Genomic DNA, 21,059 nt, shown 5'->3' on the forward strand with positions numbered 1-21,059 from the left:
TCGCCACGACAACGGATCCTGATGTTTGCCGGTGCATCACACTGCGCCGGCTCCTTGCAAACGAATGCTTGAGCCCTAGATGGGCTTGAGAAAGAGAGGTTCCAATGTCCGGACATCCCGTCTTGCCCGCTGAGCCCATCACGATGCCGCTGCTGCCGCTGCGGGATGTGGTGGTGTTCCCCCACATGGTGATCCCGCTGTTCGTCGGGCGCCCGAAGTCGATCAAGGCACTCGAAGCCGCGATGGAAGCCGGCCGTCAGATCATGCTCGTCGCGCAGCGCGCGGCCGGCAAGGACGAGCCCAAGCCCGACGACATGTTCGAAGTGGGCTGCGTCTCGAGCATCCTGCAGATGCTGAAGCTGCCCGACGGCACGGTGAAGGTGCTGGTCGAAGGCATCCAGCGCGCCAACACGCATTCGATCAGCGACAACGGCGAGCACTTCATGGCCGAAGTGACGCCGGTGCCGCCCGAGACCGAGGCCAAGCCCGAGGTCGAGGCGCTGCGCCGCGCGGTGACGCAGCAGTTCGATCAGTACGTCAAGCTCAACAAGAAGATCCCGCCGGAGATCCTGACCTCCATCGCGGGCATCGACGATGCCGGCCGCCTGGCCGACACGATCGCGGCGCACCTGCCGCTGAAGCTCGAGAACAAGCAGTCGGTGCTCGACCTGTTCGCGGTCGACAAGCGGCTCGAGAAGCTGCTCGAGCAACTCGAACACGAAGTCGACATCCTGCAGGTCGAGAAGCGCATCCGCGGGCGCGTGAAGCGCCAGATGGAAAAGAGCCAGCGCGAGTACTACCTGAACGAGCAGGTCAAGGCGATCCAGAAGGAACTCGGTGACGGCGAAGAAGGCGCCGACATGGAGGAACTGGAAAAGAAGATCACTGCGGCGAAGATGCCCAAGGAGGCCCGCAAGAAGGTCGATGCCGAGCTGAAGAAGCTCAAGCTGATGTCGCCGATGTCCGCCGAGGCGACCGTCGTGCGCAACTACATCGACACGCTGATCAACCTGCCGTGGACCAAGAAGACCAAGATCAAGCACGACCTGCCGAATGCAGAGGCCGTGCTGAACGAGGACCACTACGGCCTCGAGAAGGTCAAGGACCGCATCCTTGAGTATCTCGCGGTGCAACAACGCGTCGACAAGGTCAAGGCGCCGATCCTGTGCCTGGTCGGCCCCCCGGGCGTCGGCAAGACCTCGCTCGGCCAGAGCGTGGCGCGCGCCACCGGACGCAAGTTCGTCCGCATGGCGCTGGGCGGCATGCGTGACGAGGCCGAGATCCGCGGGCACCGCCGCACCTACATCGGCTCGATGCCGGGCAAGGTGCTGCAGAGCCTGTCGAAGGTCGGCACGCGCAACCCGTTGTTCCTGCTCGACGAGATCGACAAGCTGGGCATGGATTTCCGTGGCGACCCGTCGAGCGCGTTGCTCGAGGTGCTCGACCCCGAGCAGAACCACACCTTCAGCGACCACTACGTCGAGGTCGATTTCGACCTGAGCGACGTGATGTTCATCGCCACGTCGAACTCGATGAACATTCCGCCGGCGCTGCTGGACCGGATGGAAGTGATCCGCCTGGCGGGTTACACCGAGGACGAGAAGGTCAACATCGCCCAACGCTACCTGCTGCCGAAGCAACGCAAGAACAACGGCGTGCAGGACGAGGAGATGGACGTCACCGAATCGGCGATCCGCGGGATCATCCGCTACTACACGCGTGAAGCCGGCGTGCGTTCGCTTGAGCGCGAGGTGTCCAAGATCTGCCGCAAGGTGGTCAAGAGCATCCAGCTGAAGAAGCAGGTCGGCAAGATGGTCGTCAGCGAAGAGAACCTGAACGACTTCCTGGGCGTGCGCCGCTTCAACTACGGCCAGGCCGAGAAGCGCAACCAGGTCGGCCAGGTGGTCGGCCTCGCGTGGACGGAAGTGGGCGGCGATCTGCTGACCATCGAGACCGCCGTGATGCCGGGCAAGGGCAACATCATCCGCACCGGCTCGCTCGGCGACGTGATGAAGGAGTCGGTCGAGGCTGCACGTTCGGTGGTGCGCAGCCGCGCACGCCGCCTGGGCATCAAGGACGAGATGTTCGAGAAGCGCGACATCCACATCCACGTGCCGGATGGCGCGACGCCCAAGGACGGCCCGAGCGCGGGTGCTGCGATGACGACGGCATTCGTGTCGGCGCTGACCAACATCCCCGTGCGTGCCGACGTGGCGATGACGGGCGAGATCACGCTGCGTGGCGAGGTCACGGCCATCGGCGGCCTGAAGGAGAAGTTGCTCGCGGCGCACCGGGGCGGCATCAAGACGGTGCTGATCCCGGAGGAGAACGCGAAGGATCTTCAGGACATTCCGGAGAACGTGAAGAACCACCTCGAGATCGTGCCGGTGAAGTGGATCGACCAGGTGCTTGAGATCGCGCTCGAGTCGGTGCCGCAACCGCTGGCCGATGAAGAGGTGCCGAAGGTCGACGGCAAGACCGAAGCTGCAGCCACGCCTGCAGCACCGGCCACGGCGCCTGCGACCGACGCGCTGAAGCACTGAAAAAAGTCTGAAAAAAATCGGCCGCTCTTGCGAAGCGGCCGATTTTGAACATATACTGTGAGTCTTGGTTGATACAGCAAAGCAAGTGCAGCAATGCAGATGCAAAGCAAGTTGATCAAGTGGTCGAAAGATCAGGCCGAAAGGTCAGGCAAAGCGGGAGTAGCTCAGTTGGTAGAGCGCAACCTTGCCAAGGTTGAGGTCGCGAGTTCGAGCCTCGTCTCCCGCTCCAAATTCAAAGGGAAGCTTTCGGGCTTCCCTTTTTGCCAAGATGGCCTGAGCGTTGATCACATGGCGCACAGGGTCTTCTAGGCAAGGCAAGTTGAGCGGGGCGTGGTAGCAAAGCGGTTATGCACCGGATTGCAAATCCGTGTAGGTCGGTTCGACTCCGGCCCACGCCTCCAAAAGAGCCCATCAGATCAAGTGGTCAAGCGCCTCGCACTGCGAGGCGTTTTTGTTTCTGCAAGTGACTCAGTACCCGCGAGTCCAGTTCGGGCCGTTGTGAAGGATCACTGGGGCCATCGCGTCGCGAAGGTAGAGCCTCGTGGTCATCCGGTCGATGGCCTCCGAGTTCGCCTGATACGCCTGCAGCCACGAGGCGGGATCGGGGCCTGCTGCGAAGCGATCTTCCAGAAGCTCGCGCGAGATCAGCGCCTGAACGATCACGTTGCCAACGTTGACGGCGAATCGGACGGTCCCATTGCCGAGATCGACACGAGGGGTGGCGATGGTCACCCGGGCGAATACAGGCTTCACGGACAGCTCCCAATCGGACGTATCGGACTGTGGTGCCCGCTTATCCGACATTGTGTCCGTGATTTCCGCGTCGCTCAATGCGATGTCACCCACCCTTGCTTCCCCGGCGCCGGCGGCAACGCGAAGCTCGACTTCAGGCGCGCGACTTCCTCAGTCGGGCTGAGCCCGAAGAAGCGCTTGAATTCGCGACTGAATTGCGACGCGCTTTCATATCCCACCTCGATGCTCGCCGCGGATGCCGTCTTCTCGTTGCGCAGCATCAGCAAGCGCGCTTGATGAAGGCGTACCGACTTGAGGTATTGCATCGGAGAACTCCGGGTGACGGTCCGGAAATGCGCGTGAAACGTCGGGACGCTCATGCCTGCTTCGCGGGCCAGACGATCGACGGTGAGGCGATCGCCAAACGTGGTGTGGATGCGCCGCACGGCCTTGGCGATCTTCCCGAACTGGCCCTGGCTCGCCAACGCCGCGCGCATCGATGCACCTTGTTCCCCGGTGAGCACCCGAAAGTAGATCTCGCGCACGATCGCCGGCCCGAGCACCACCGCCTCGACGGGCGAGTTCATGGCTTCGAGAAGCCGCAGGACGGTCTGTGCCAAGGCATCGTCCATCGGTGTCGAGAACATGCCGACCGGTGCGCTCGGGGCAACGTCGGCCAGTTCATCGACCTGCAACGCCAGGCTTGCCAGCACGGACAAATCCAGGCTCAGGTAGATCGCGAGCAAAGGCTCCTCGGCGCTGGCGTCGGTCTCCATCGTGAACGGCACCGGCACTGACACCGCGAGGTAGTGCTGGGCATCATAGAGGTAGAGCTGGTCGGCCCAGAAGCCGCGCTTGCGTCCCTGGCAGACGATGACGATCCCCGGTTCGTAGAGCACGGGCGTCGAAGCCAACGGGCGATCGGAGCGAAGGAAGCGCACGTCCGGCAGTGCCGTGAGCGTGTAGCCCTCGCGGGGTGCCAGTCGCTTCAAGAGCGCCACCATGCAGGCTTGGCGCTCGTCACGGGCGTCGCGAACGCGGTCGAGGATGGCTGCGCCGTGCGATGTGCCCATGCAGCGTACTGTGCATCAACTCGCGCCGAAAACTGCCCGAGAAGCTGCACCGCTCATAGGATTGAGCAAGCAATCCATCGGATTGCGGCTGGCTCGCCGGCACCCTCGATTCCTAGAATCGACGCATGAAAAACGTCAAGACATTCTTCATCACCGGCGTCAGCAGCGGCTTCGGCCGCGCCATCGCGAACGCGGCGTTGCAAGCCGGCCACCGCGTCGTCGGCACCGTTCGCACCGAGCAGGCGGCGAGCGAACTCGAGAAGCATTTTGGCGGTAAGGCTCATCTGAAGCTGCTCGATGTGACGCAGTTCGACGCCATCGCACCGCTCGCCGCTGTCGTCGAGGCGGAGATCGGGCCGGTGGACATCGTGATCAACAACGCCGGCTACGGCCACGAGGGCATCCTGGAAGAATCGTCCCTCGACGACATGCGCCGCCAGTTCGACGTCAACGTCTTTGGGGCGGTGGCCGTGATCAAGGCGTTCCTGCCGTTCATGCGCCAACGCCGGCGCGGCCACATCATCAACATCACGTCGATGGGAGGCACCATCACGATGCCCGGGATCGCCTATTACTGCGGCAGCAAGTTCGCCCTCGAAGGGATCACCGAAGCCTTGGCGAAGGAGGTCGAAGGCCTCGGCATCGCGGTGACGGCCGTCGCCCCGGGATCGTTCCGGACCGACTGGGCCGGCCGTTCGATGGTTCGCAGCGCGCGTTCCATCGGCGACTACGACCGCGTGTTCGACCCCATCCGGCAATCGCGCATCGACAAGAGCGGCAAGCAGTTGGGCGATCCGGACAAGGCCGCGGCGGCGATCCTCGCGCTGGTGGACATGCCCGAGCCGCCGCAGCACCTGCTGCTCGGCAGCGATGCGCTCGGCCTGGTTCGAGCCAAGCTGGATGCGATGCAGGCGAGTCTCACGAGCCATGAAAGCCTGACCCGCTCGACCGACATCGCGAACTGACGAATCGTCCATATCGAGGCTACACTCCGTCTCCATGTAGGCGGAGATTGGCATGATCGAGACGAAGAGCGCAAGGCAGCAAGTTCCTGGGCGAATGGCAAAGGCAGTGCCGAGCACGAGCGTCACCTACGCCCAGGGCAAAGGGATCGACGACTTCGTGATGAACGTCCATGCCGCGGACCCGATGCGCTTGATCGAGACTGAACGCAAAGGGGTTGCCGGCATCTTCGTGAAGGATCTGGCCAGGCGCATGGACATTCCAGCGCAGCGGATGTTCGACATCCTGGGCGTGCCCAAGGCCACCGCCGAGAAGAAGGTCGCTGCAGGCGAATTGCTCACCGGCAACGGCGGGCGCGCTGCACTCGGGTTGGCCAGGCTGCTCGGGATCGCCAAGGAGATCGTTGACAACTCGACGGCGCCCGAAGCCAAGGGCTTCGACTCTGCGAAGTGGCTGGGGCAATGGCTGGAGACATCACAGCCCGCGCTCGGGGGGCGCAAGCCCGCGGAGTTCATCGACACTCCCACGGGGCTGGAGGTTGTCACGAAGCTGCTCGGTGCCATCGAGAGCGGTGCGTACCAATGATTCTCTGGCGGATTGCGGCCGAGACCCGCAAGTACGCAGCAGACGATCTGAGTGGAGGTGGTGCCGCGAAGAGCCCTGGCCGATGGAACGACGACGGGCAGCCCGCGTTGTACACGGCGCCGACGGTTGCGATGGCGGTGCTCGAGACCGCATCGCACGTCGATGACTCCGGCCTGCCTCTCAACAGATTCCTGGTGCGGATCGATGTCCCGGACAAGCTCTGGGCGGCGAGGAACGTGCTGGATGTTTCCCGGCTCCCGCCGTCCTGGGCGGCCATTCCGGCCGGGCGCGCCAGCGTTCAAGCCGGCGCCGACTGGCTGCGCGGCATGACGGCAGCCATCCTCGAGATGCCCTCGGTCATCGTGCCCGAGGAGTCGACCGCCCTCGTCAATCCCTTGCATCCCGGCGCGAAGAGCCTGTCTGCAACGATCATCCGCCCGTTCGACTACAACAGGTTGTTCCGCGGACGCTGAGGGGCGTCGGCATCGGCCCATCAGCCGATCAGCCCGGCTGTCCGATCGCGCGTCAGACCGCCTGCGCGCCGTTCAGCTTGAACACCGCCACCGTCCCCACCAGCCGCCTGGCCTGCTGGCTCAGGCTCTCGGCGGCTGCGGCGCTTTCTTCGACCAGCGCAGCGTTCTGCTGCAGCGCCTGATCCATCTGGCTCAGCGATCCCGTCGATCACGCCGATGATGTCGGAGATGCGCTTCGAGCTGTCTTTGATCTGCTTCATCGTGTCGACGACCTCGCCGACCACCGCGCCGCCGCGTGCCGCCACGTCGCTCGCGCCGCGCGCCAGCTGATCCGCCTGGCGCGCGTTCTGCGCGTTCTGGCTGACGGTGGAGCCGAGTTCTTCCATCGACGCCGCCGTCTGCTCCAGCGCACTGGCCTGCTGCTCGGTGCGGCTCGACAGGTCGTTGTTGCCCTGCGCGATCTGGCTCGAGGCCGTGGCCACGCCTTCGGCATTGCGTCGAACCTCGCCGACGATGCCCGCCAGGTTGTCCTGCATCGTCGACAGCGCGCGCAACGGCTGCCCGGTCTCGTCGCGTCCGCCGGCGTTCAGCGCCACCGTCAGGTCGCCGGCGGCCACGCGCTCGGCCGCAGACACCGCCTGCGCCACCGGCCCGCTGATGAGCCGGGCGATCCAGAACGCAAAGGCACCCGCCGCCAGCGCCGCGCCGCGGGCGTTGATCTCGACCAGCCGGCCGAGGTCGCCCGCGGCGGCGGCGAAGGCCTTCTCCGAGTCGCCTGCGTAGTACGGCTTCGCGTCATCGGCTGAGCTGCCTTGCGCCAGCGACATCAGCTTCGCGTGCGTCTGCAGGTACGCGGCCGCATGTTCGCGGAACTGCGCGTAGGCCTCCTTCTCCTCGCCGGGCGACACCAGCGGTTCGTAGGAGGCCTGCTGCTCGCGCAGCTTGGCGAGGAGTTCGCCGTAGTTGTGCGTGTGATGGCGCAGGGCGCCAACTGACATCGCGGATCCGACGCGGTTCAGCTCGCTACGCTGCTCGTCTCCAGCAGGTGCCGCATCGCCGATCGCATCAGCGGATCGTCGCTGTCGGCCAGCGTGCTGGCTTCCAGGTGCCAGATCGGGTCGCCGAGCAGGTAGGTGCACAAGGCCTTCAGGTCGGGGCAGCAATCGTCCGGCAGCGTGTTCAGGAAGTGCAGCGCATCGCGCGGCTCGTTGCGCAGGATCGGGATGAAGGCGCCGATGGCCAGTGCCGACGGCGCGACGTTCGACAGGTCGCGCAGCTGGAACCACAGCGCTTCGGCGCGGCCGAGTTCCTGGCGCACGATCGCGGCGGTCATCTCCTCGACCAGCTGGGCAATATCGTCTTTGGTGTGCGGGCTCATGACGGGCTTTCGGAAAGGTGCCGGACGCGGCCGCAGCGCGGCCTGTCCAGCAGGTCGATCTTCGTCAAGGGGATCGGCGGGATTCAGTCTCCCCCCGGCGCCATCGATTTCAGGCGCTGGATGATGGCGGCTGCGGCACCGGCCGGGCCGGCTTGCTGGCCGCCCTGGGCTTGTTCGCCACCACCACCGCCGCCCACCAGGCTGCCGAGGGCTTGCAGGCCGGGGGCCTTGCTGAGGGCTTGCGTGGCCATGGGAAGGGCGCGGGTCAGTGCGGCACCGATTGCGGGAATGGGCATGTGGAATCCTTTCGGTTGGGACGCGGTCGGGGTGACCGCGCTGAAAGGAAGTCTCGTCGGGGCCGGGCCGGCGTCGCGGCCCCGATGCGAAGCGCGCGATGCCAAGCCGAAATGTCACCCCGTCATGCCGGGACTCAAGGCCGGATCTGGTCGATCTGCACCGCCACGCCGGTGGCGCCCGGCTTCACCACCGAGCCCTGGCCGATCAGGTCGCCGGCCGACGGCGTCGCGCTGCCGTTGCGCGACACCCGCACCTCGATGCGCACCTCGGGCACGCTCGACAGCTTGAACTCCGGGCTCATCGCGGTCGAGTCGTCGAGCACGAAATCCATCGGCAGGTCGGACACCAGGCCGCGCTTCACGGCCAGCGGCATGCGCGGGCCCTGCGGCGCGCGGGCGAACACGAACACCGTGTCGCCCGGCTGGACCTTCGACGCGAGGGCAGGGGACAGCGTCACGCGCCCGCTGACCGAGGTCGCGGCCCCAGCCGACGACTTGGTGGCGGCTGAGGTCGACGGCGACGACGCGCGGGCAGCGGCGGCGACGGGCGCCGAAGCGGACCCTGCGGCAACCCCGGCCGTGCCGCCGCGGATCTCGGCCAGCGTCTGCACGATGAACTTCGCGTAGTCCGACTCCGGCGGCAGCATCGGCAGCAGCTGCTGCCATTGCGCGGTGGCGGTCTTCATGTCCTGCCGCTGGTAGGCCGCCGTCGCCGACATCGACAGCGCCATCGCGTTGTTCGGGTCGACGGCCAGCGCCTGCTGCACCAGCTTCAGCGGCTTGCCCTGCAGGTCGCCGTTCGCGACCGTCGCCAGCACGTCGGCGTACTCGGTCAGCATCACCGGGTCGCGGTCCAGCAGCTCGGAGCCGACGTGCCCGAAGGCCTTCGCCGAATCGGCCGGCCGGCCCATCGCGCGGTATGAGCGGGCCAGCACCATCCAGGCCTTCGAATCGTTCGGGTTCTTCTCGACGCGCGCCTCGATCGTGGCGATCATCTGCTCGATCTGCTGCTGCGTCACCTCGCCGCGCTGCGCGGGCGGTGGCGGCGGGTTCAGGGCCGCCGGGTTGCCGCGCCAGGCGTACAGGCCTGCGGCCAGCACCGGCAGTGCGAGCGCGAGCGCGATCACCGTGCTGCGCCCCGACGCGCGCGGTGCGATCACCGGCTCGGCCACGCCGGCATCGGCCAGCAGGCGCTTCTGCAGCTCGCCGCGCGCCTGTTCATGGTCGGCCGGCCCGATGGTGCCGGCCGCGAGGTCGCGGTCGAGCTCGGCCAGCTGGTCGCGGTAGACGGCGGTGTTGGCGTCGCGCGCGGTCGATTCGGCGGCCTGGGCGGCGCGCCGCCACGGTCGCAGCAGCACGAGCAGGGTGGCGGCGACGAGCAGCGCCGCGGCGATCAGGAAGGTTGCCATCTCAGATGCGTGTTGTTGTTGTTGTGGGGTCGTTGTTCAGCAGCGCCGCGGCGCGCTGTTGCTCGTCGGCGGTCAGCGCGACGGCGTCGGGTGCGGTGCGCCGGCGCAGGAAGAGCACCAGCGCCACCAGCCCGCCGCCCAGCAGCACGAAGGGGCCGAGCCACAGCAGGTACGTCGTCGGCTTCATCGGCGGCCGGTAGCGCACGAAATCGCCATAGCGCTCGACCAGAAAGTCCATCACCTGCTGGTCGGTCTTGCCCTGGCGGATCAGCGTGCGGATTTCGCGGCGCAGGTCTTCGGCCAGGTCGGCGCGCGAGCCGGCCAGCGATTCGTTCTGGCACACCAGGCAGCGCAGTTCCTCGGCGATGCCGACCAGCCTCGCCTCGACCACCGGGTCCTGGGCCAGCGGCGGTGCATCGGCGGCTTGTGCGCTGCAGGCGAACGCGATGGCCAGCGCGGCCCCCACGATCACGCGCCTCATGTGCCCAGCTCCTTCAGCATCGGGATGATTTTCGAACGCAGCACGTCGTTGGTCAGCGGGCCGATCTGCTTGAAGCGGATCGTGCCGGTCTTGTCGATCAGGTAGGTCTCGGGCACGCCGTAGACGCCGTAGTCGATGCCGACGCGGCCATCGGCATCGACGGCCGTCGCGACGTACGGGTTGCCGAACTCGGTCAGCCAGCGCCGGGCCTCGTCGCCCTTGTCCTTGTAGTTCAGGCCGACCACCGGCACCAGGTTCAGCTTCGCGAAGTTGACGAGCACCGGGTGCTCCTCGCGGCACGGGCCGCACCAGGTGGCCCACACGTTGAGCATCCACACCTTGCCGCGCATCTCCTGCGGGGTGAACTTCGCGGCGTCGCCGGACGCATCCAGGCGCGGCAGCGAGAACATCGGCGCCGGCTTGCCGATCAACGGCGACGGCACCTCGTGCGGGTCGTGGTTCAGGCCGACCGCGAGGAACACCGCCAGCACCGCGAACAGCCCCAGCGGGATCAGGAAGTATTTCTTCATGCCGCCGCTCCGGTGGCGCCCGACAGCGGCAGGCTGACGCGCTGCTTCAGCTTGAGCCGGTAGCGCTTGTCGCTGGCGGCCAGCGCACCGCCGGCGGCCATCAGCAGGCAGCCGAGCCAGATCCACACGACGAAGGGCTTGTAGTACACCCGCACGCTCCAGGCCGCGGCCTTTCCGCCCGGGCCGGCCTCGAGCGGTTCGCCCAGCGAGACGTACAGGTCGCGCGTGAGGCCGCTGTCGATCGCGGTCTCGGTCATCGGCATCTGCGACGACAGGTAGTTGCGCTTCTCGGGGTTCAGCTTGCTCAGCACCTGGCCGTCGCGCGACAGTTCGACGTCACCGCGCTGCGCGATGTAGTTGGGCCCTCGCACCTCGTTCACGCCCAGCAGCTTGACGGTGTAGCCGCCGAGCGCGACGGTTTCGCCGACCGCCATGCGCACGTCCTTCTCGACCTCGTAACCCTTCACCATCGTGACGCCGACGACGAAGGTCGCGATGCCGATGTGCGCGAGGTGCATGCCCCAGTAGGCGCGCGGCGGCCAGCCCGATTTGAGGCGGGCGCGGATCTGGAACACGCTGCTCGCGACGATCCACACCGCCAGCAGCAGGCCGAGCGCGACCAGCGGCGACCAGCTGCCGACGAACATCGGCAGCAGCGCGCCCAGCACGACGGCGATGCCGGCGGCCATCCACAGGCGCTGCGAGATGTCGCGCGCATCGGCGTGCTTCCAGTTCGCGACCGGGCCGATCGCGATCAGGAACAGCAGCGGCACCATGATCGGCACGAACACCGAATTGAAGTAGGGCGGTCCGACCGACAACTTGCCGAGGCCGAGCCCGTCGATGATCAGCGGGTACAGCGTGCCGAGCAGCACCGAGCCGGCGGCCACCATCAGCAGCACGTTGTTGATCAGCAGCAGCGTCTCGCGCGACATCAGCGCGAACGCGCCGCCGAGGCCGACCTTGGGCGCGCGGTACGCGAACAGGCTCAGCGAGCCGCCGATGACGGCGCTGAGGAACAGCAGGATGAAGATGCCGCGCCGCGGGTCGGTCGCGAAGGCGTGCACCGAGGTCAGCACGCCGGAGCGGACCAGGAAGGTGCCGAGCAGCGACAGCGAGAACGCGCAGATCGCGAGCAGCACGGTCCAGTTCTTGAAGCTGCCGCGCTTCTCGGTGACGGCCAGCGAGTGGATGAGCGCGGTGCCGACGAGCCACGGCATGAACGACGCGTTCTCGACCGGGTCCCAGAACCACCAGCCGCCCCAGCCGAGTTCGTAGTAGGCCCAGTACGAGCCGAGCGCGATGCCGAGCGTCAGGAAGGTCCAGGCGACATTGGTCCACGGGCGCGACCAGCGCGCCCAGGCGGCGTCGAGCGTGCCGGCGAGCAGCGCGGCGATCGCGAAGGCGAAGGCCACCGAGAAGCCGACGTAGCCCATGTAGAGCATCGGCGGGTGCACGATGAGGCCCGGGTCCTGCAGCAGCGGGTTCAGGTCCTGGCCTTCGGCGGCGGCGGGGATCAGCCGGTCGAACGGGTTGGACGTGAGGAGCATGAACGCGAGGAAGCCGGCGGCGACCAGCCCGAGCACGCCGATCACGCGCGCGACCATCGGCAGCGGCAACTGGCGCGACAGCAGGCTGACGGCGAGCGTCCAGCCGTTGAGCATCAGCAGCCACAGCAGCAGAGAGCCTTCATGGCCGCCCCAGACGGCGGCGGCGCGGTAGGCGGTGGGCAGTTGGGAGTTGGAATGCTCGGCGACGTACTGCACCGAGAAGTCGTTCGCGATGAAGGCCTGCATCAGGCAGGCGAACGCGAAGGCGACGAGCAGGAACTGCGTCTGGGCGGCGGGCCGCGCGAGCGAGGTCCACGCGGGCTTGTTGCGGTGCGCGCCGACGATCGGCAGCACGCCCTGCACGATCGAGACGAGGAAGGCGAGGATCAGCGCGAGGTGGCCGAGTTCGGGTGTCATTTGAGTGTGTTCCTCATCTTCTTGGCTTCCTCGACCGCGTGGGCGGCCTCGGGTGGCATGTAGTTCTCGTCGTGCTTGGCGAGCACCTCGGTGGCGACGAAGGCCCCATCACCGTCGAGCTTGCCTTGCACGACGGCGCCCTTGCCCTCCTGGAACAGGTCGGGAAGGATGCCGGTGTAGCGGATGGACACGTCTTTCTCGGTGTCGGTGATCATGAAGCTGACGGTCATCTGGTCGCGCTTCAGGGTGCCCTGGCGCACCATGCCGCCGACGCGGAAGGCCCGGTCCTTCGGCGCTTCGCCCGACACCACCTGCGACGGCGTGAAGAAGAACGCGACGTTGCTGTTCAGCGCGTTCAGCACGAGCGCGGCGGCGACGCCGAGGCTCGCTACGGCGCCGATGATGATCGCTAGTCGTTTGTGGCGGGGCTTCATTTGTCTTGTGTCACTTCTGATTTGTCTTGCTTGGCGCGTGCGGGGCGGCGGGCGGTATGCGCTGGGGGCTCAGCTCATGCCTCGTGCTGATCCTTCAGCGATCGCAACAGTTCCGCCCGTTGCTGGCGCAACAGCAAACTCTCGACAAGCATCGCCAGCGCACAGGCCCCGAAGCTGCCCCAGACGTAGAAGGCGTAGCCGCCCATCGCGAAGAAATCACCCACGCTGTTCCACTGCATCATGCTTTCTCCAGCGTCTGCCGCACCCAGTCGGCATGTCGTTCACGTTCGAGGATGATGTTGCGCACCCGCGCAAGCGCCACCGCGATCGCATACATCCAGAAGGCCAGCGCCATCAGCAGCATGCCCCACAGCATCGTCATGGCCATCGACGGCGACTTCGTCATCGAGATCGTCGCGCCCTGGTGCAGCGTGTTCCACCACTTCACCGAGAAGTAGATGATCGGCACGTTCACCACGCCCACCAGCGCCAGCACCGCGCCGGCCCGGTCGGCACGCTTCGGGTCTTCGATGGCGGCCTGCAGCGCCAGGAAACCCAGGTACAGGAAGAACAGGATCAGCTCCGACGTGAGCCGCGCGTCCCATACCCACCAGGTGCCCCACATCGGCTTGCCCCACAGCGAGCCGGTCACCAGCGACAGCAGCGCGAAGATCGCGCCCGTCGGCGCCAGCGCCGAAGCCATCATCGACGACACCCGCGTGTTGAACGCCAGGCCGATGCCGGCCCAGAAGGCCATCGCGCAGTAGATGACCATCGACATCCAGCTCGCCGGCACGTGCACGAAGATGATCCGGTAACCCTCGCCCTGCGTCGCGTCGGTCGGCGCGACGAAGAAGCCGATCCACAGGCCGGCGAGGGTCAGCAGCGCGGCGAGGCCGGCAAACCACGGCTGCAGCTTGCCGGCGAGCGGGTAGAAGGTGGCGGGCGATGCGTAGCGCATCCACGGGCTGGCTGATTGCTTGTCCATCATTCGATTGAAATGCGAAGGGCTGCTGTCGCGGCCCAGGGTGCGAAGAATACGGCGAGCGCGAGCAGCGCCCCGAGGATCGACAACTGCGCCGACGAACCCAGCCCGGCACTCTGCGCCTCGACCGCGCCGGCGCCGAAGATCAGCGTCGGCACGTACAGCGGCAGCACCAACAGCGCCAGCAGCGTGCCGCCGCCGCGCACGCCGAGCGTCAACGCGGCGCCGATCGCGCCGATCAGGCTCAGCACCGGTGTGCCCAGCAGCAGCGCCAGCATCAGCACCTGCAGCTCGCCGGGGTTCAGGTTGAACTGCAGCCCGAGCAGCGGCGCCAGCAGCACCAGCGGCAGGCCGCACAGCAGCCAGTGCGCCGCGATCTTGCCAGCAACCAAAAGCGCGAACGGGCGCGGCGACAAGGCCATCTGCTCCAGCGTGCCGTCGGCATGGTCGCTTGCGAACAGCCGCGGCAGCCCGAGCAGCGTCGCCAGCAAGGCCGCGACCCACAGCACGCCCGGCCCGATGCGACGCAGCATCGCCGGCTCCGGCCCGATGCCGAGCGGGAACAGGCTCACGACGACCACGAAGAAGAAGAGGGCGGTGACGACCTCGCTGCGCCGGCGGGCGGCCAGCAGCAGGTCACGGCGCAACGCGACGAGCAGCGTGTTCATGCCGAGAGACTCACGGTCTCGCCGGCCGGCAACGGCGCGGGCTGGTGGCTGGTCAGGATCGCGAGGCCCCCCTGCGCCAGGTGCGCGCCGATCAGCTCGCCCATCAGCTCGACCGCGTCGGTGTCCAGCGCGGCGAACGGCTCGTCCAGGACCCACAGCGTGGCCGGGCGCACCAGCAGCCGCGCGAGCAGCACGCGGCGCTTCTGGCCGGCCGACAGCACGCGCGTCGGCAGGTGGCCGCGCCCGCGCAGGCCGATGCGGCGCAGCGCCTCGCCGGCCTGGGCGTCGTCCAGCGCCACGCCGTCGATCGCGCAGGCCTGGCGCAGGTTCTCGAACGGCGTCAGCTCGTCCTTCACGGCCGCCTGGTGGCCGAGGTACAGGCAGGCGCGGCGGAAGTCTTCGCCGGCGGCCCGGATCGGGATGTCGTTCCAGCGCACCTCGCCGTCGTCCGGCGGGTTCAGGCCGACCAGCGTGCGCAGCAGCGTCGTCTTGCCGGCGCCGTTGAGGCCGCCCACCTGCAGCCAGCGGCCGGGCGCGAGCGACAGGCTCAGGTCGGCGAACAAGGTCCGGTCGCCGCGCGAGCAGCGAAGGTGATGGGCACTGAGCATGGGTGGGGAACGACGGAGGCGGGGAGAGGAGGGGAGGACGGGATATGGAGGTCGGACAAGTGATGGGGCCAGGCCCAGCCCGGGAGTATCGGCGCCCCCGCGAAACCTCACATCAGGGACAGCACGATCTGCGCCATCGCCCGCGCAGGCCCAGGCCGGCCGCATCCGGTTGCCTTCGTTCACATCTGATTCAGAACTCGTCTGGACGAGCAAAAAGAGTCACCGTTTCTTCTGGAACAGGATGTAAGGTCCCCTCCGTTTGCCAACTATTGACACATTTTCAGGGGTTTTCGGGACGAAGATCCGCTCCGCCATGCAGGCACGTGACCTGCGTAGGACATGGACCGCAAGACGGTCAACGATTCCGAGGGAATGAAGTGCAGTTGATTCCGGAGGGCCTCGTGTCCAGCAAGCCAGTCAGGTTGACAAGCACCGCCAAGCACGCCGAATCGGCCATGCGGGGCGGTGGCTGGCTGCGCCGCGAGGAAGTCATCATGGCCACCTCGGTCTCGGTCGAGCTGTGGAGCGACGACCGGGCCGCCGGCGAAGCCGCAATTGCTGCCGTGATGGCCGACATGCAGCGCATCGACTGGACCATGAGCCCGGTCAAGGCGTCGTCCGAGCTGTCGCGCATCAACCGCGAAGCCGCTGCGCACCCGGTGGCGCTCAGCAACGAGCTGTACGGCCTGCTGGAGCGCGCGCTGCATTTCTCGAAACTCTCCGACGGCGCGTTCGACATCACCTTCGCCAGCGCCGGCCAGCTCTACGATTACCGCGAGCAGCGCGCACCGACCGAGGCCGAGCTGGCCGCGGCCCGCGCCGCGATCGGCTGGCAGCAGCTGCTGCTGGATCCGCAACACAAGACCGTCCGCTTCGGCCACCCCGGCATGCGCATCGACCTGGGCGGCTTCGCCAAGGGCCACGCGGTGGACCGTGCCGCCGCGATCCTGCGCGGCCACGGCATCCACCACGCGGTGGTGGCGGCCGGCGGCGACAGCTACGTGCTCGGCGACCGGCGCGGGCGCCCCTGGAACATCGCGGTGCGCGACCCGCGCCGCCCCGGCGAGGTCGTCGCGGTGCTGCCGCTGGAAGACGTCGCGATGTCGACCTCGGGCGACTACGAGCGCTTCTTCGAGCGCGACGGCGTCCGTTACCACCATGTGATCGACCCGAAGACGGGGCGGTCCGCGCACGGCCTGCGCAGCGTGACCATCCTCGCCGAGGACGGGGTCACCAGCGAAGGCCTGTCGAAGAGTGTGTTCGTGAAAGGCCTTGCAGAGGGCATGCGGCTCGTCGAGTCGCAGGAGGGCGTCGATGCGATCGTGATCGACGCGGACGGTGTTCTGCATTACTCCTCCGGCTTGCTGGGCGCCGCCCCGCAGTCCGGCAACCCAGGCCGGCAGTGACACGACCGGCCACATCGGAGGCGAGAAGATGAAGTACCCCACAGCAACCCAGGTCCCCGCGAGCGATCGCAGGCCGGTCCGAGGCAGCCTCCGGTTCGCGGGAGCGGCTTTGGTCGCGACCGTGGCCGCCGTGCTCGCCGCCTGCAGCGGCAGCAGCGACTCCACCGTCGAAGGCGACGTGCCGCTCGCGTACACGCAGCGCGTCAACACGATGGGCATGAACCCGACCAACGGCGCGCCGTACGCCCAGGGCGGCGACCTGATGATCCGCGAGAAATCCTCGCCGAGCGCGCCCGAGCACAACATCACCAAGGACATCACCCAGGGCCACGGCGACGTGTCCGACCCCGAGGTGTCGTTCGATGGCAAGAAGATCGTCTTCGCGCTGAAGTGCGAGACCTCCAACACCTCGATGATCGACGGCGCCAAGGCCTGTACCGGGCGCTGGAACATCTGGGAATACGACATGACGAAGGGCGGCATGACCGGCGGGAGCTTCAAGCGCCTGACCAGTTCGACCACCGGCGACGACGTCGACCCGGCCTACCTGCCGGCGAACAAGGGCTTCGTCTTCACCTCGAATCGCCAGACCACCTCGTTCTTCAACCAGGGCGTCGGCGGCGACCGCTTCGCGCTGGACGAGTACGAGCGCGAGCGCGTGTTCAACCTGCACACGATGGACGCCACCGGCGGCAACATCACGCAGATCTCGGTCAACCAGAGCCATGACCGCAACCCGGTCGTGCGCCCCAACGGCGACATCATGTTCTCGCGCTGGGACCACGTCGGCATGCGCAACCACTTCAAGGTGTTCCGCGTGAAGCCGGACGGCACCGACATGTTCGTGCTGTACGGCGCGCACAGCGACGGCAACAGCTTCCTGCACCCGCGCGACATGGACCCGAAGGGCGCGTACAAGGGTTTCCTCGCGTCCGACCTGATGCCGCTGTCGCGCACCCGCGAAGGCGGTGGCCTCGTGCTGGTCGACGCTGCCAACTACTCCGAGCAGAACACCCCCGCCAACCCGGGCGTCGCGGCGACCGGTGGCCAGTACTACCCGACGGCCGAGACGCTGAGCATCGGCGGCGGCCTGTCGCAGTTCGGCCGCGTCACGACGCCGTTCCCGCTGTGGGACGGCACCGACCGCGTGCTGCTCGCCTACCGCCCGTGCGAGGTGACCAAGGACGGCAAGGTGGTGCCCTGCGCCACGCTGACCGATGCCGAGAAGGCGCGCCTGGCCGATGACAACCGGATGGAAAGCGAAGCCGCTGCCGACGGCGTCAAGGACAATGTGCCGCCGCCGTACGCCATCTACATGTTCGACCCGCACAACCCGAACAAGGGCATGCAGCCGGTCGCGCCGCCGCCCGCGGGCTTCATGAACACCGACCCGGTGCCGCTGCAGTCGCGCGCCGAGCCGAACGCCACCGACCCGACGCCGGTCGACGCGGTGCTGGCCTCCCAGAAGCTCGGCCTGCTCGAAGTTCGCAGCGTCTACGACACCGACGGCCTCGGCCGCATGGGTGACCCGGTGATCGCGGCAGCCGACCTGTCGGCCACCTGCGCCACCGCGATCGCGAAGACCACGCCGACCGACCCGCAGGACACGCGCGCCAAGGTCGCCGACATCGTCAAGATGAAGGACCCGGCCAACCCGGCCTACGGCTGCGCACCGGCGCGCTTCATCCGCGCATTCCGCGCCGTGGCGCCGAGCCAGGGCATGGGCGTGCGGGCCGCGATCGGCGAGACCGATTTCGAGCCGCAGCAGATCCTCGGCTACGCGCCGATCGAGCCGGACGGTTCGTTCAAGCTGCAGGTCCCGGCCGACACCCCGATCGGGCTGGCCGTGGTCGATGCCGAAGGCCGCGCCTTCCAGACCCACACCAACTGGATCCAGGTCCGCCCGGGCGAACGCCGCACCTGCGACGGCTGCCACAGCCCGCGCCGCGGCGGCGCGCTGAACGCCGGTGCGGTCGCCAACACGATCCCGTCGGGCTGGTTCGACAACCTCGCGAGCGCCCACCAGTCGGGTGAGACGATGGCCGGCACCCGCACGCGGCTCGACCCGAACCTGCTGAAGCTGATGGCCGACATGGTCTCGACCGACGTCTGGGCCGACCCGGCCAAGGCTGGCGTGACCCCGCGCAACGCGATCAGCATCAAGTACAAGAACAACACCGATCCGAAGGACGACCTGCTGACCGCCGCCCCGACCGACGGCGTCATCAACTACCCCGACCACATCCAGCCGATGTGGACGGTCAGCCGCGGCACCAACGGCGCCGGCACCTGCGTGACCTGCCATGCCGACCCGACCAAGCTGGACCTCACCGCGACGATCGCCGGCACCGGCCGCAACGCGTCGTACGAGCGCCTGCTGATCGGCGACCCGGTCATCGGCGACAACGGCCTGCCGAAGACCCACCTCGAAGAGGGCGTGCCGATGATCGACCGCGAGCCGGCGATGGTCGACACGATGGCGAGCGAAGGCGATGCGCTGGGCATGGGCCGCAAGAGCCGCCTGCTGGAGATCCTGTCGGGCGCGACGCTGATGGCCAGCGCCGATGCACGCACGCTGTACCCGACGCCTCCCGCCGGTGCCCCGGACCACTCGACGCTGCTCACCAAGGGCGAGAAGCGCCTGCTGGCCGAATGGATCGACCTTGGCAGCAAGTACTACAACGACCTGTCCGCGGGCGGCGTGAAGAACATCGGGCTGCTCACCCAGGCTTCGTTCGAAGCCGAGGTCTACCCGATCCTGCGCAGCACCTGCGCGGCCGGCTGCCACCAGGGCATCGGCAGCGACGAGATCGCCGCCGGCAAGGCGTTCCGTGAAAACCGCCTCGTGTTGCTGGGTGACGCAGAGGGCGATTTCAATGTCACACTGACGATGATCAACGACGCCTGCCATCCCGAGAACAGTTCGCTGCTGAAGCGGCCCTCGACGATCCCGCACCCGGCGGGCGCCGCGAGCTCGCCGACCGCGGTGCTGCCGGCCGGCAGTGCGAACTACACGACGATCGCCAACTGGATCAAGAAGGGCTGTACCACCCCATGACGCAAGCGTCTCCCGAGGCACCTGCGCGCGCACCCTGGCGGGTGCCGCTGCGCGCCGCGGGTGCCTGCCTCGCCGCAGCCTGGCTCGCCAGCTGCGGCGGTGGCGGCAACCCGCTGGGCAACCCGTCGACGATCACCAACCCGAGCGGGGCGACCGGCCAGCGCCTGTCGTACGCCTACTTCCAGAAGTGCATCAACCCGATCTTCCTGGCGGCGCTGCCGATCACGCACAACGGTACGACGATCGTCAACACCTGCGCCGGCTCGGGCTGCCATGACACCGTGGCCGGCACCGGCGGCGCGTTCCGCATCGCCACCGGCGCCACGCCGCTCGACGTGACCGACCCGGCCAACACGCCGGACGCGATCCGCGACACCGACATGTACAAGAACTTCTACTCCGCGCAGGGCGAGGTGGTGGGAGGCTCGACCACGCAGAGCCGGCTGCTCGCGAAGCCGCTGCTGATCAACGTGCTGCACGGCGGCGGCCAGATCTTCGCGAACGACCAGGACCCCAACGTCAAGCTGATCGAGTACTGGATCACCCACCCGTCGCCGTCGGGCCAGGACGAGTTCAGCACCGCGACCTACAACATGTTCACGCCGGCAGACCCGAACACGGGGACCTGCAATACAAACTGACAACCAGGCAAGCATGACCCTCGCTCTCTCGCCCGAGTCGCACCCACGCCGCTTCAACGCCCGCCTTCGCCAAGCCCTCCAAGGGCTTGCGCTCGCCTGTGCGTTGGGCACGGTGGCGTTGCCGGCCGCGGCGGCCGACACGCCTCCGGAGCGCCTGCAGGTCAGCGACCCCTACATCGAGATGCACACCGGCGCGGGCCGCGGCTACCCGGTGTTCCACATCGCCGAGAAGGGCGAGTGGATCGAGGTGCTGCTGCGCCACACCGACTGGTTCAAGGTGCGCACCGACAAGGGCAAGGAAGGCTGGGTCACGCGGGCGCAGCTCGAGACCACGCTGACCGAGGCCGGCGGCACCAAGACCTTCCGCGACGTGCTGCTCGACGACTACCTGAACCGCCGCGTCGAGTTCGGCGCCGGCTGGGGCCGCTTCAAGGGCGAGCCGATGCTGAAGATGTGGACCGGCTACCGCCTGTCGGACACGCTGACGCTCGAAGGAACGCTCGGCCAGGTGCAGGGCCGGTTCTCCGGCAGCGACTTCTGGCATGCCAACCTGATGGTCGAGCCCTGGTCCGACAAGCGGCTGTCGCCGTTCTTCTCGGTCGGCTTCGGCAAGTTCAAGAACGTGCCCAACTCGACGCTGGTCGACGCGGTCGACACCAAGGCCAAGCTGGCCAATGCCGGCATCGGCGTGCGCTACCACCTGACCGACCGCTTCGTGATGCGGGCCGATTGGACGCTCTACACCGCGTTCATCGACGACACCCGCACGACCGAATACCGTGCCGGCACGGTCGGTTTCTCCTTCTTCTTCAATTGATGGATCGCGAGC

General features: G+C 67.4%; 22 protein-coding genes and 2 tRNA genes. 10 read left to right on the forward strand and 14 right to left on the reverse strand.

Annotated features, from left to right (window positions below):
* The first annotated feature begins 104 nt into the window (after nucleotides 1-104).
* From lon to BUE42_RS07335, 3 genes are all read left to right on the forward strand, one after another.
* Entirely contained in the window at nucleotides 105-2,543 is a 2,439-nt protein-coding gene (lon, locus tag BUE42_RS07325) for an endopeptidase La (protein WP_073463949.1), read from the forward strand.
* Nucleotides 2,544-2,696: 153 nt separating this feature from the next.
* A tRNA-Gly gene (locus BUE42_RS07330) sits at nucleotides 2,697-2,772 on the forward strand.
* Between the two features lie 98 nt (nucleotides 2,773-2,870).
* A tRNA-Cys gene (locus BUE42_RS07335) sits at nucleotides 2,871-2,944 on the forward strand.
* A 67-nt stretch (nucleotides 2,945-3,011) separates the two neighbouring features.
* On the opposite strand, the gene BUE42_RS07340 is transcribed toward BUE42_RS07335, so the two are convergent.
* Together BUE42_RS07340 and BUE42_RS07345 are read right to left on the reverse strand one after the other, a co-directional pair.
* On the reverse strand, nucleotides 3,012-3,389 hold the full coding sequence (locus BUE42_RS07340; RefSeq protein WP_073463950.1) for a DUF1488 family protein: 378 nt from the start codon (nucleotides 3,387-3,389) through the stop codon (nucleotides 3,012-3,014).
* Entirely contained in the window at nucleotides 3,371-4,279 is a 909-nt protein-coding gene (locus BUE42_RS07345) for an AraC family transcriptional regulator (RefSeq protein ID WP_073464114.1), read from the reverse strand. The genes BUE42_RS07340 and BUE42_RS07345 overlap by 19 nt, the downstream gene beginning before the upstream one ends.
* 194 nt (nucleotides 4,280-4,473) lie before the next feature.
* Here BUE42_RS07345 and BUE42_RS07350 point away from each other — a divergent pair, with 194 nt between their 5' ends.
* From BUE42_RS07350 to BUE42_RS07360, 3 genes are read left to right on the forward strand one after another with little or no spacing between them, the layout of a single operon-like run.
* A complete protein-coding gene (locus BUE42_RS07350) occupies nucleotides 4,474-5,313 on the forward strand; it encodes an oxidoreductase (RefSeq protein WP_073463951.1) in 840 nt (279 codons plus the stop codon).
* Between the two features lie 52 nt (nucleotides 5,314-5,365).
* A complete protein-coding gene (locus tag BUE42_RS07355) occupies nucleotides 5,366-5,896 on the forward strand; it encodes an antitoxin Xre/MbcA/ParS toxin-binding domain-containing protein (RefSeq protein WP_200798917.1) in 531 nt (176 codons plus the stop codon).
* Nucleotides 5,893-6,369, forward strand: a complete 477-nt coding sequence (locus BUE42_RS07360) for an RES family NAD+ phosphorylase (RefSeq protein ID WP_073463953.1) — start codon at nucleotides 5,893-5,895, stop codon at nucleotides 6,367-6,369. The genes BUE42_RS07355 and BUE42_RS07360 overlap by 4 nt, the downstream gene beginning before the upstream one ends.
* Before the next feature lie 20 nt (nucleotides 6,370-6,389).
* On the opposite strand, the gene BUE42_RS07365 is transcribed toward BUE42_RS07360, so the two are convergent.
* The 12 genes from BUE42_RS07365 to ccmA all read right to left on the reverse strand — a co-directional run bounded on the left by BUE42_RS07365 (nucleotide 6,390) and on the right by ccmA (nucleotide 15,125).
* A complete protein-coding gene (locus BUE42_RS07365; protein ID WP_073463954.1) occupies nucleotides 6,390-7,367 on the reverse strand; it encodes an MCP four helix bundle domain-containing protein in 978 nt (325 codons plus the stop codon).
* A 17-nt stretch (nucleotides 7,368-7,384) separates the two neighbouring features.
* Nucleotides 7,385-7,747, reverse strand: coding sequence for an HrpB1 family type III secretion system apparatus protein (locus BUE42_RS07370; protein ID WP_073463955.1), 363 nt, complete (start codon nucleotides 7,745-7,747; stop codon nucleotides 7,385-7,387).
* Nucleotides 7,748-7,830: 83 nt separating this feature from the next.
* The gene (locus tag BUE42_RS32005) at nucleotides 7,831-8,043 is read right to left on the reverse strand and encodes a hypothetical protein (protein WP_143171352.1); all 213 of its coding nucleotides are present in this window, start codon (nucleotides 8,041-8,043) and stop codon (nucleotides 7,831-7,833) included.
* Between the two features lie 134 nt (nucleotides 8,044-8,177).
* Entirely contained in the window at nucleotides 8,178-9,452 is a 1,275-nt protein-coding gene (ccmI, locus tag BUE42_RS07375; protein WP_073463956.1) for a c-type cytochrome biogenesis protein CcmI, read from the reverse strand.
* A gap of 1 nt (nucleotide 9,453) precedes the next feature.
* Nucleotides 9,454-9,933 carry a cytochrome c-type biogenesis protein gene (locus BUE42_RS07380; RefSeq protein WP_073463957.1) on the reverse strand — a complete coding sequence of 160 codons (480 nt, stop codon included), beginning with the start codon at nucleotides 9,931-9,933 and terminating at the stop codon, nucleotides 9,454-9,456.
* A complete protein-coding gene (locus tag BUE42_RS07385; RefSeq protein WP_073463958.1) occupies nucleotides 9,930-10,463 on the reverse strand; it encodes a DsbE family thiol:disulfide interchange protein in 534 nt (177 codons plus the stop codon). The genes BUE42_RS07380 and BUE42_RS07385 overlap by 4 nt, the downstream gene beginning before the upstream one ends.
* Entirely contained in the window at nucleotides 10,460-12,430 is a 1,971-nt protein-coding gene (locus BUE42_RS07390; protein ID WP_073463959.1) for a heme lyase CcmF/NrfE family subunit, read from the reverse strand. Before BUE42_RS07390 ends, BUE42_RS07385 begins: the two co-directional genes overlap by 4 nt.
* Nucleotides 12,427-12,864 carry a cytochrome c maturation protein CcmE gene (gene ccmE / locus BUE42_RS07395; protein ID WP_073463960.1) on the reverse strand — a complete coding sequence of 146 codons (438 nt, stop codon included), beginning with the start codon at nucleotides 12,862-12,864 and terminating at the stop codon, nucleotides 12,427-12,429. Before ccmE ends, BUE42_RS07390 begins: the two co-directional genes overlap by 4 nt.
* 74 nt (nucleotides 12,865-12,938) lie before the next feature.
* Complete coding sequence (ccmD, locus tag BUE42_RS07400; protein WP_369822955.1) at nucleotides 12,939-13,106, reverse strand: heme exporter protein CcmD; 168 nt, start codon at nucleotides 13,104-13,106, stop codon at nucleotides 12,939-12,941.
* Nucleotides 13,103-13,852 (reverse strand): heme ABC transporter permease, encoded by a 750-nt coding sequence (locus BUE42_RS07405; protein ID WP_073463961.1) that lies wholly within the window; start codon nucleotides 13,850-13,852, stop codon nucleotides 13,103-13,105. Before BUE42_RS07405 ends, ccmD begins: the two co-directional genes overlap by 4 nt.
* Nucleotides 13,852-14,517, reverse strand: coding sequence for a heme exporter protein CcmB (ccmB, locus tag BUE42_RS07410; RefSeq protein ID WP_073463962.1), 666 nt, complete (start codon nucleotides 14,515-14,517; stop codon nucleotides 13,852-13,854). The genes BUE42_RS07405 and ccmB overlap by 1 nt, the downstream gene beginning before the upstream one ends.
* Nucleotides 14,514-15,125 (reverse strand): cytochrome c biogenesis heme-transporting ATPase CcmA, encoded by a 612-nt coding sequence (ccmA, locus tag BUE42_RS07415; protein WP_073463963.1) that lies wholly within the window; start codon nucleotides 15,123-15,125, stop codon nucleotides 14,514-14,516. The genes ccmB and ccmA overlap by 4 nt, the downstream gene beginning before the upstream one ends.
* A gap of 401 nt (nucleotides 15,126-15,526) precedes the next feature.
* Here ccmA and BUE42_RS07420 point away from each other — a divergent pair, with 401 nt between their 5' ends.
* From BUE42_RS07420 to BUE42_RS07435, 4 genes are all read left to right on the forward strand, one after another.
* A complete protein-coding gene (locus tag BUE42_RS07420) occupies nucleotides 15,527-16,531 on the forward strand; it encodes an FAD:protein FMN transferase (protein ID WP_235002165.1) in 1,005 nt (334 codons plus the stop codon).
* Between the two features lie 121 nt (nucleotides 16,532-16,652).
* Nucleotides 16,653-19,589, forward strand: coding sequence for an HzsA-related protein (locus BUE42_RS07425; protein WP_235002166.1), 2,937 nt, complete (start codon nucleotides 16,653-16,655; stop codon nucleotides 19,587-19,589).
* Complete coding sequence (locus BUE42_RS07430; RefSeq protein ID WP_073463966.1) at nucleotides 19,586-20,230, forward strand: hypothetical protein; 645 nt, start codon at nucleotides 19,586-19,588, stop codon at nucleotides 20,228-20,230. The genes BUE42_RS07425 and BUE42_RS07430 overlap by 4 nt, the downstream gene beginning before the upstream one ends.
* A 13-nt stretch (nucleotides 20,231-20,243) precedes the next feature.
* Nucleotides 20,244-21,047 carry an SH3 domain-containing protein gene (locus BUE42_RS07435; RefSeq protein ID WP_073463967.1) on the forward strand — a complete coding sequence of 268 codons (804 nt, stop codon included), beginning with the start codon at nucleotides 20,244-20,246 and terminating at the stop codon, nucleotides 21,045-21,047.
* Nucleotides 21,048-21,059 lie beyond the last annotated feature (12 nt).

Source organism: Rhizobacter sp. OV335, assembly GCF_900142965.1.
Taxonomy (GTDB): domain Bacteria; phylum Pseudomonadota; class Gammaproteobacteria; order Burkholderiales; family Burkholderiaceae_C; genus Rhizobacter.

Coding starts and splice junctions, on each gene's coding strand:
- ccmA (WP_073463963.1), bottom strand. CDS start 15,125: ATGCTCAGTGCCCATCACCTTCGCTGCTCGCGCGGCGACCGGACCTTG.
- BUE42_RS07405 (WP_073463961.1), bottom strand. CDS start 13,852: ATGGACAAGCAATCAGCCAGCCCGTGGATGCGCTACGCATCGCCCGCC.
- BUE42_RS07370 (WP_073463955.1), bottom strand. CDS start 7,747: ATGAGCCCGCACACCAAAGACGATATTGCCCAGCTGGTCGAGGAGATG.
- BUE42_RS07430 (WP_073463966.1), top strand. CDS start 19,586: ATGACGCAAGCGTCTCCCGAGGCACCTGCGCGCGCACCCTGGCGGGTG.
- BUE42_RS07360 (WP_073463953.1), top strand. CDS start 5,893: ATGATTCTCTGGCGGATTGCGGCCGAGACCCGCAAGTACGCAGCAGAC.
- ccmE (WP_073463960.1), bottom strand. CDS start 12,864: ATGAAGCCCCGCCACAAACGACTAGCGATCATCATCGGCGCCGTAGCG.
- BUE42_RS07385 (WP_073463958.1), bottom strand. CDS start 10,463: ATGAAGAAATACTTCCTGATCCCGCTGGGGCTGTTCGCGGTGCTGGCG.
- BUE42_RS07380 (WP_073463957.1), bottom strand. CDS start 9,933: ATGAGGCGCGTGATCGTGGGGGCCGCGCTGGCCATCGCGTTCGCCTGC.
- BUE42_RS07365 (WP_073463954.1), bottom strand. CDS start 7,367: ATGTCAGTTGGCGCCCTGCGCCATCACACGCACAACTACGGCGAACTC.
- BUE42_RS07390 (WP_073463959.1), bottom strand. CDS start 12,430: ATGACACCCGAACTCGGCCACCTCGCGCTGATCCTCGCCTTCCTCGTC.
- lon (WP_073463949.1), top strand. CDS start 105: ATGTCCGGACATCCCGTCTTGCCCGCTGAGCCCATCACGATGCCGCTG.
- ccmI (WP_073463956.1), bottom strand. CDS start 9,452: ATGGCAACCTTCCTGATCGCCGCGGCGCTGCTCGTCGCCGCCACCCTG.
- ccmB (WP_073463962.1), bottom strand. CDS start 14,517: ATGAACACGCTGCTCGTCGCGTTGCGCCGTGACCTGCTGCTGGCCGCC.
- BUE42_RS07355 (WP_200798917.1), top strand. CDS start 5,366: ATGATCGAGACGAAGAGCGCAAGGCAGCAAGTTCCTGGGCGAATGGCA.
- ccmD (WP_369822955.1), bottom strand. CDS start 13,106: ATGATGCAGTGGAACAGCGTGGGTGATTTCTTCGCGATGGGCGGCTAC.
- BUE42_RS07350 (WP_073463951.1), top strand. CDS start 4,474: ATGAAAAACGTCAAGACATTCTTCATCACCGGCGTCAGCAGCGGCTTC.
- BUE42_RS07435 (WP_073463967.1), top strand. CDS start 20,244: ATGACCCTCGCTCTCTCGCCCGAGTCGCACCCACGCCGCTTCAACGCC.
- BUE42_RS32005 (WP_143171352.1), bottom strand. CDS start 8,043: ATGCCCATTCCCGCAATCGGTGCCGCACTGACCCGCGCCCTTCCCATG.
- BUE42_RS07345 (WP_073464114.1), bottom strand. CDS start 4,279: ATGGTGGCGCTCTTGAAGCGACTGGCACCCCGCGAGGGCTACACGCTC.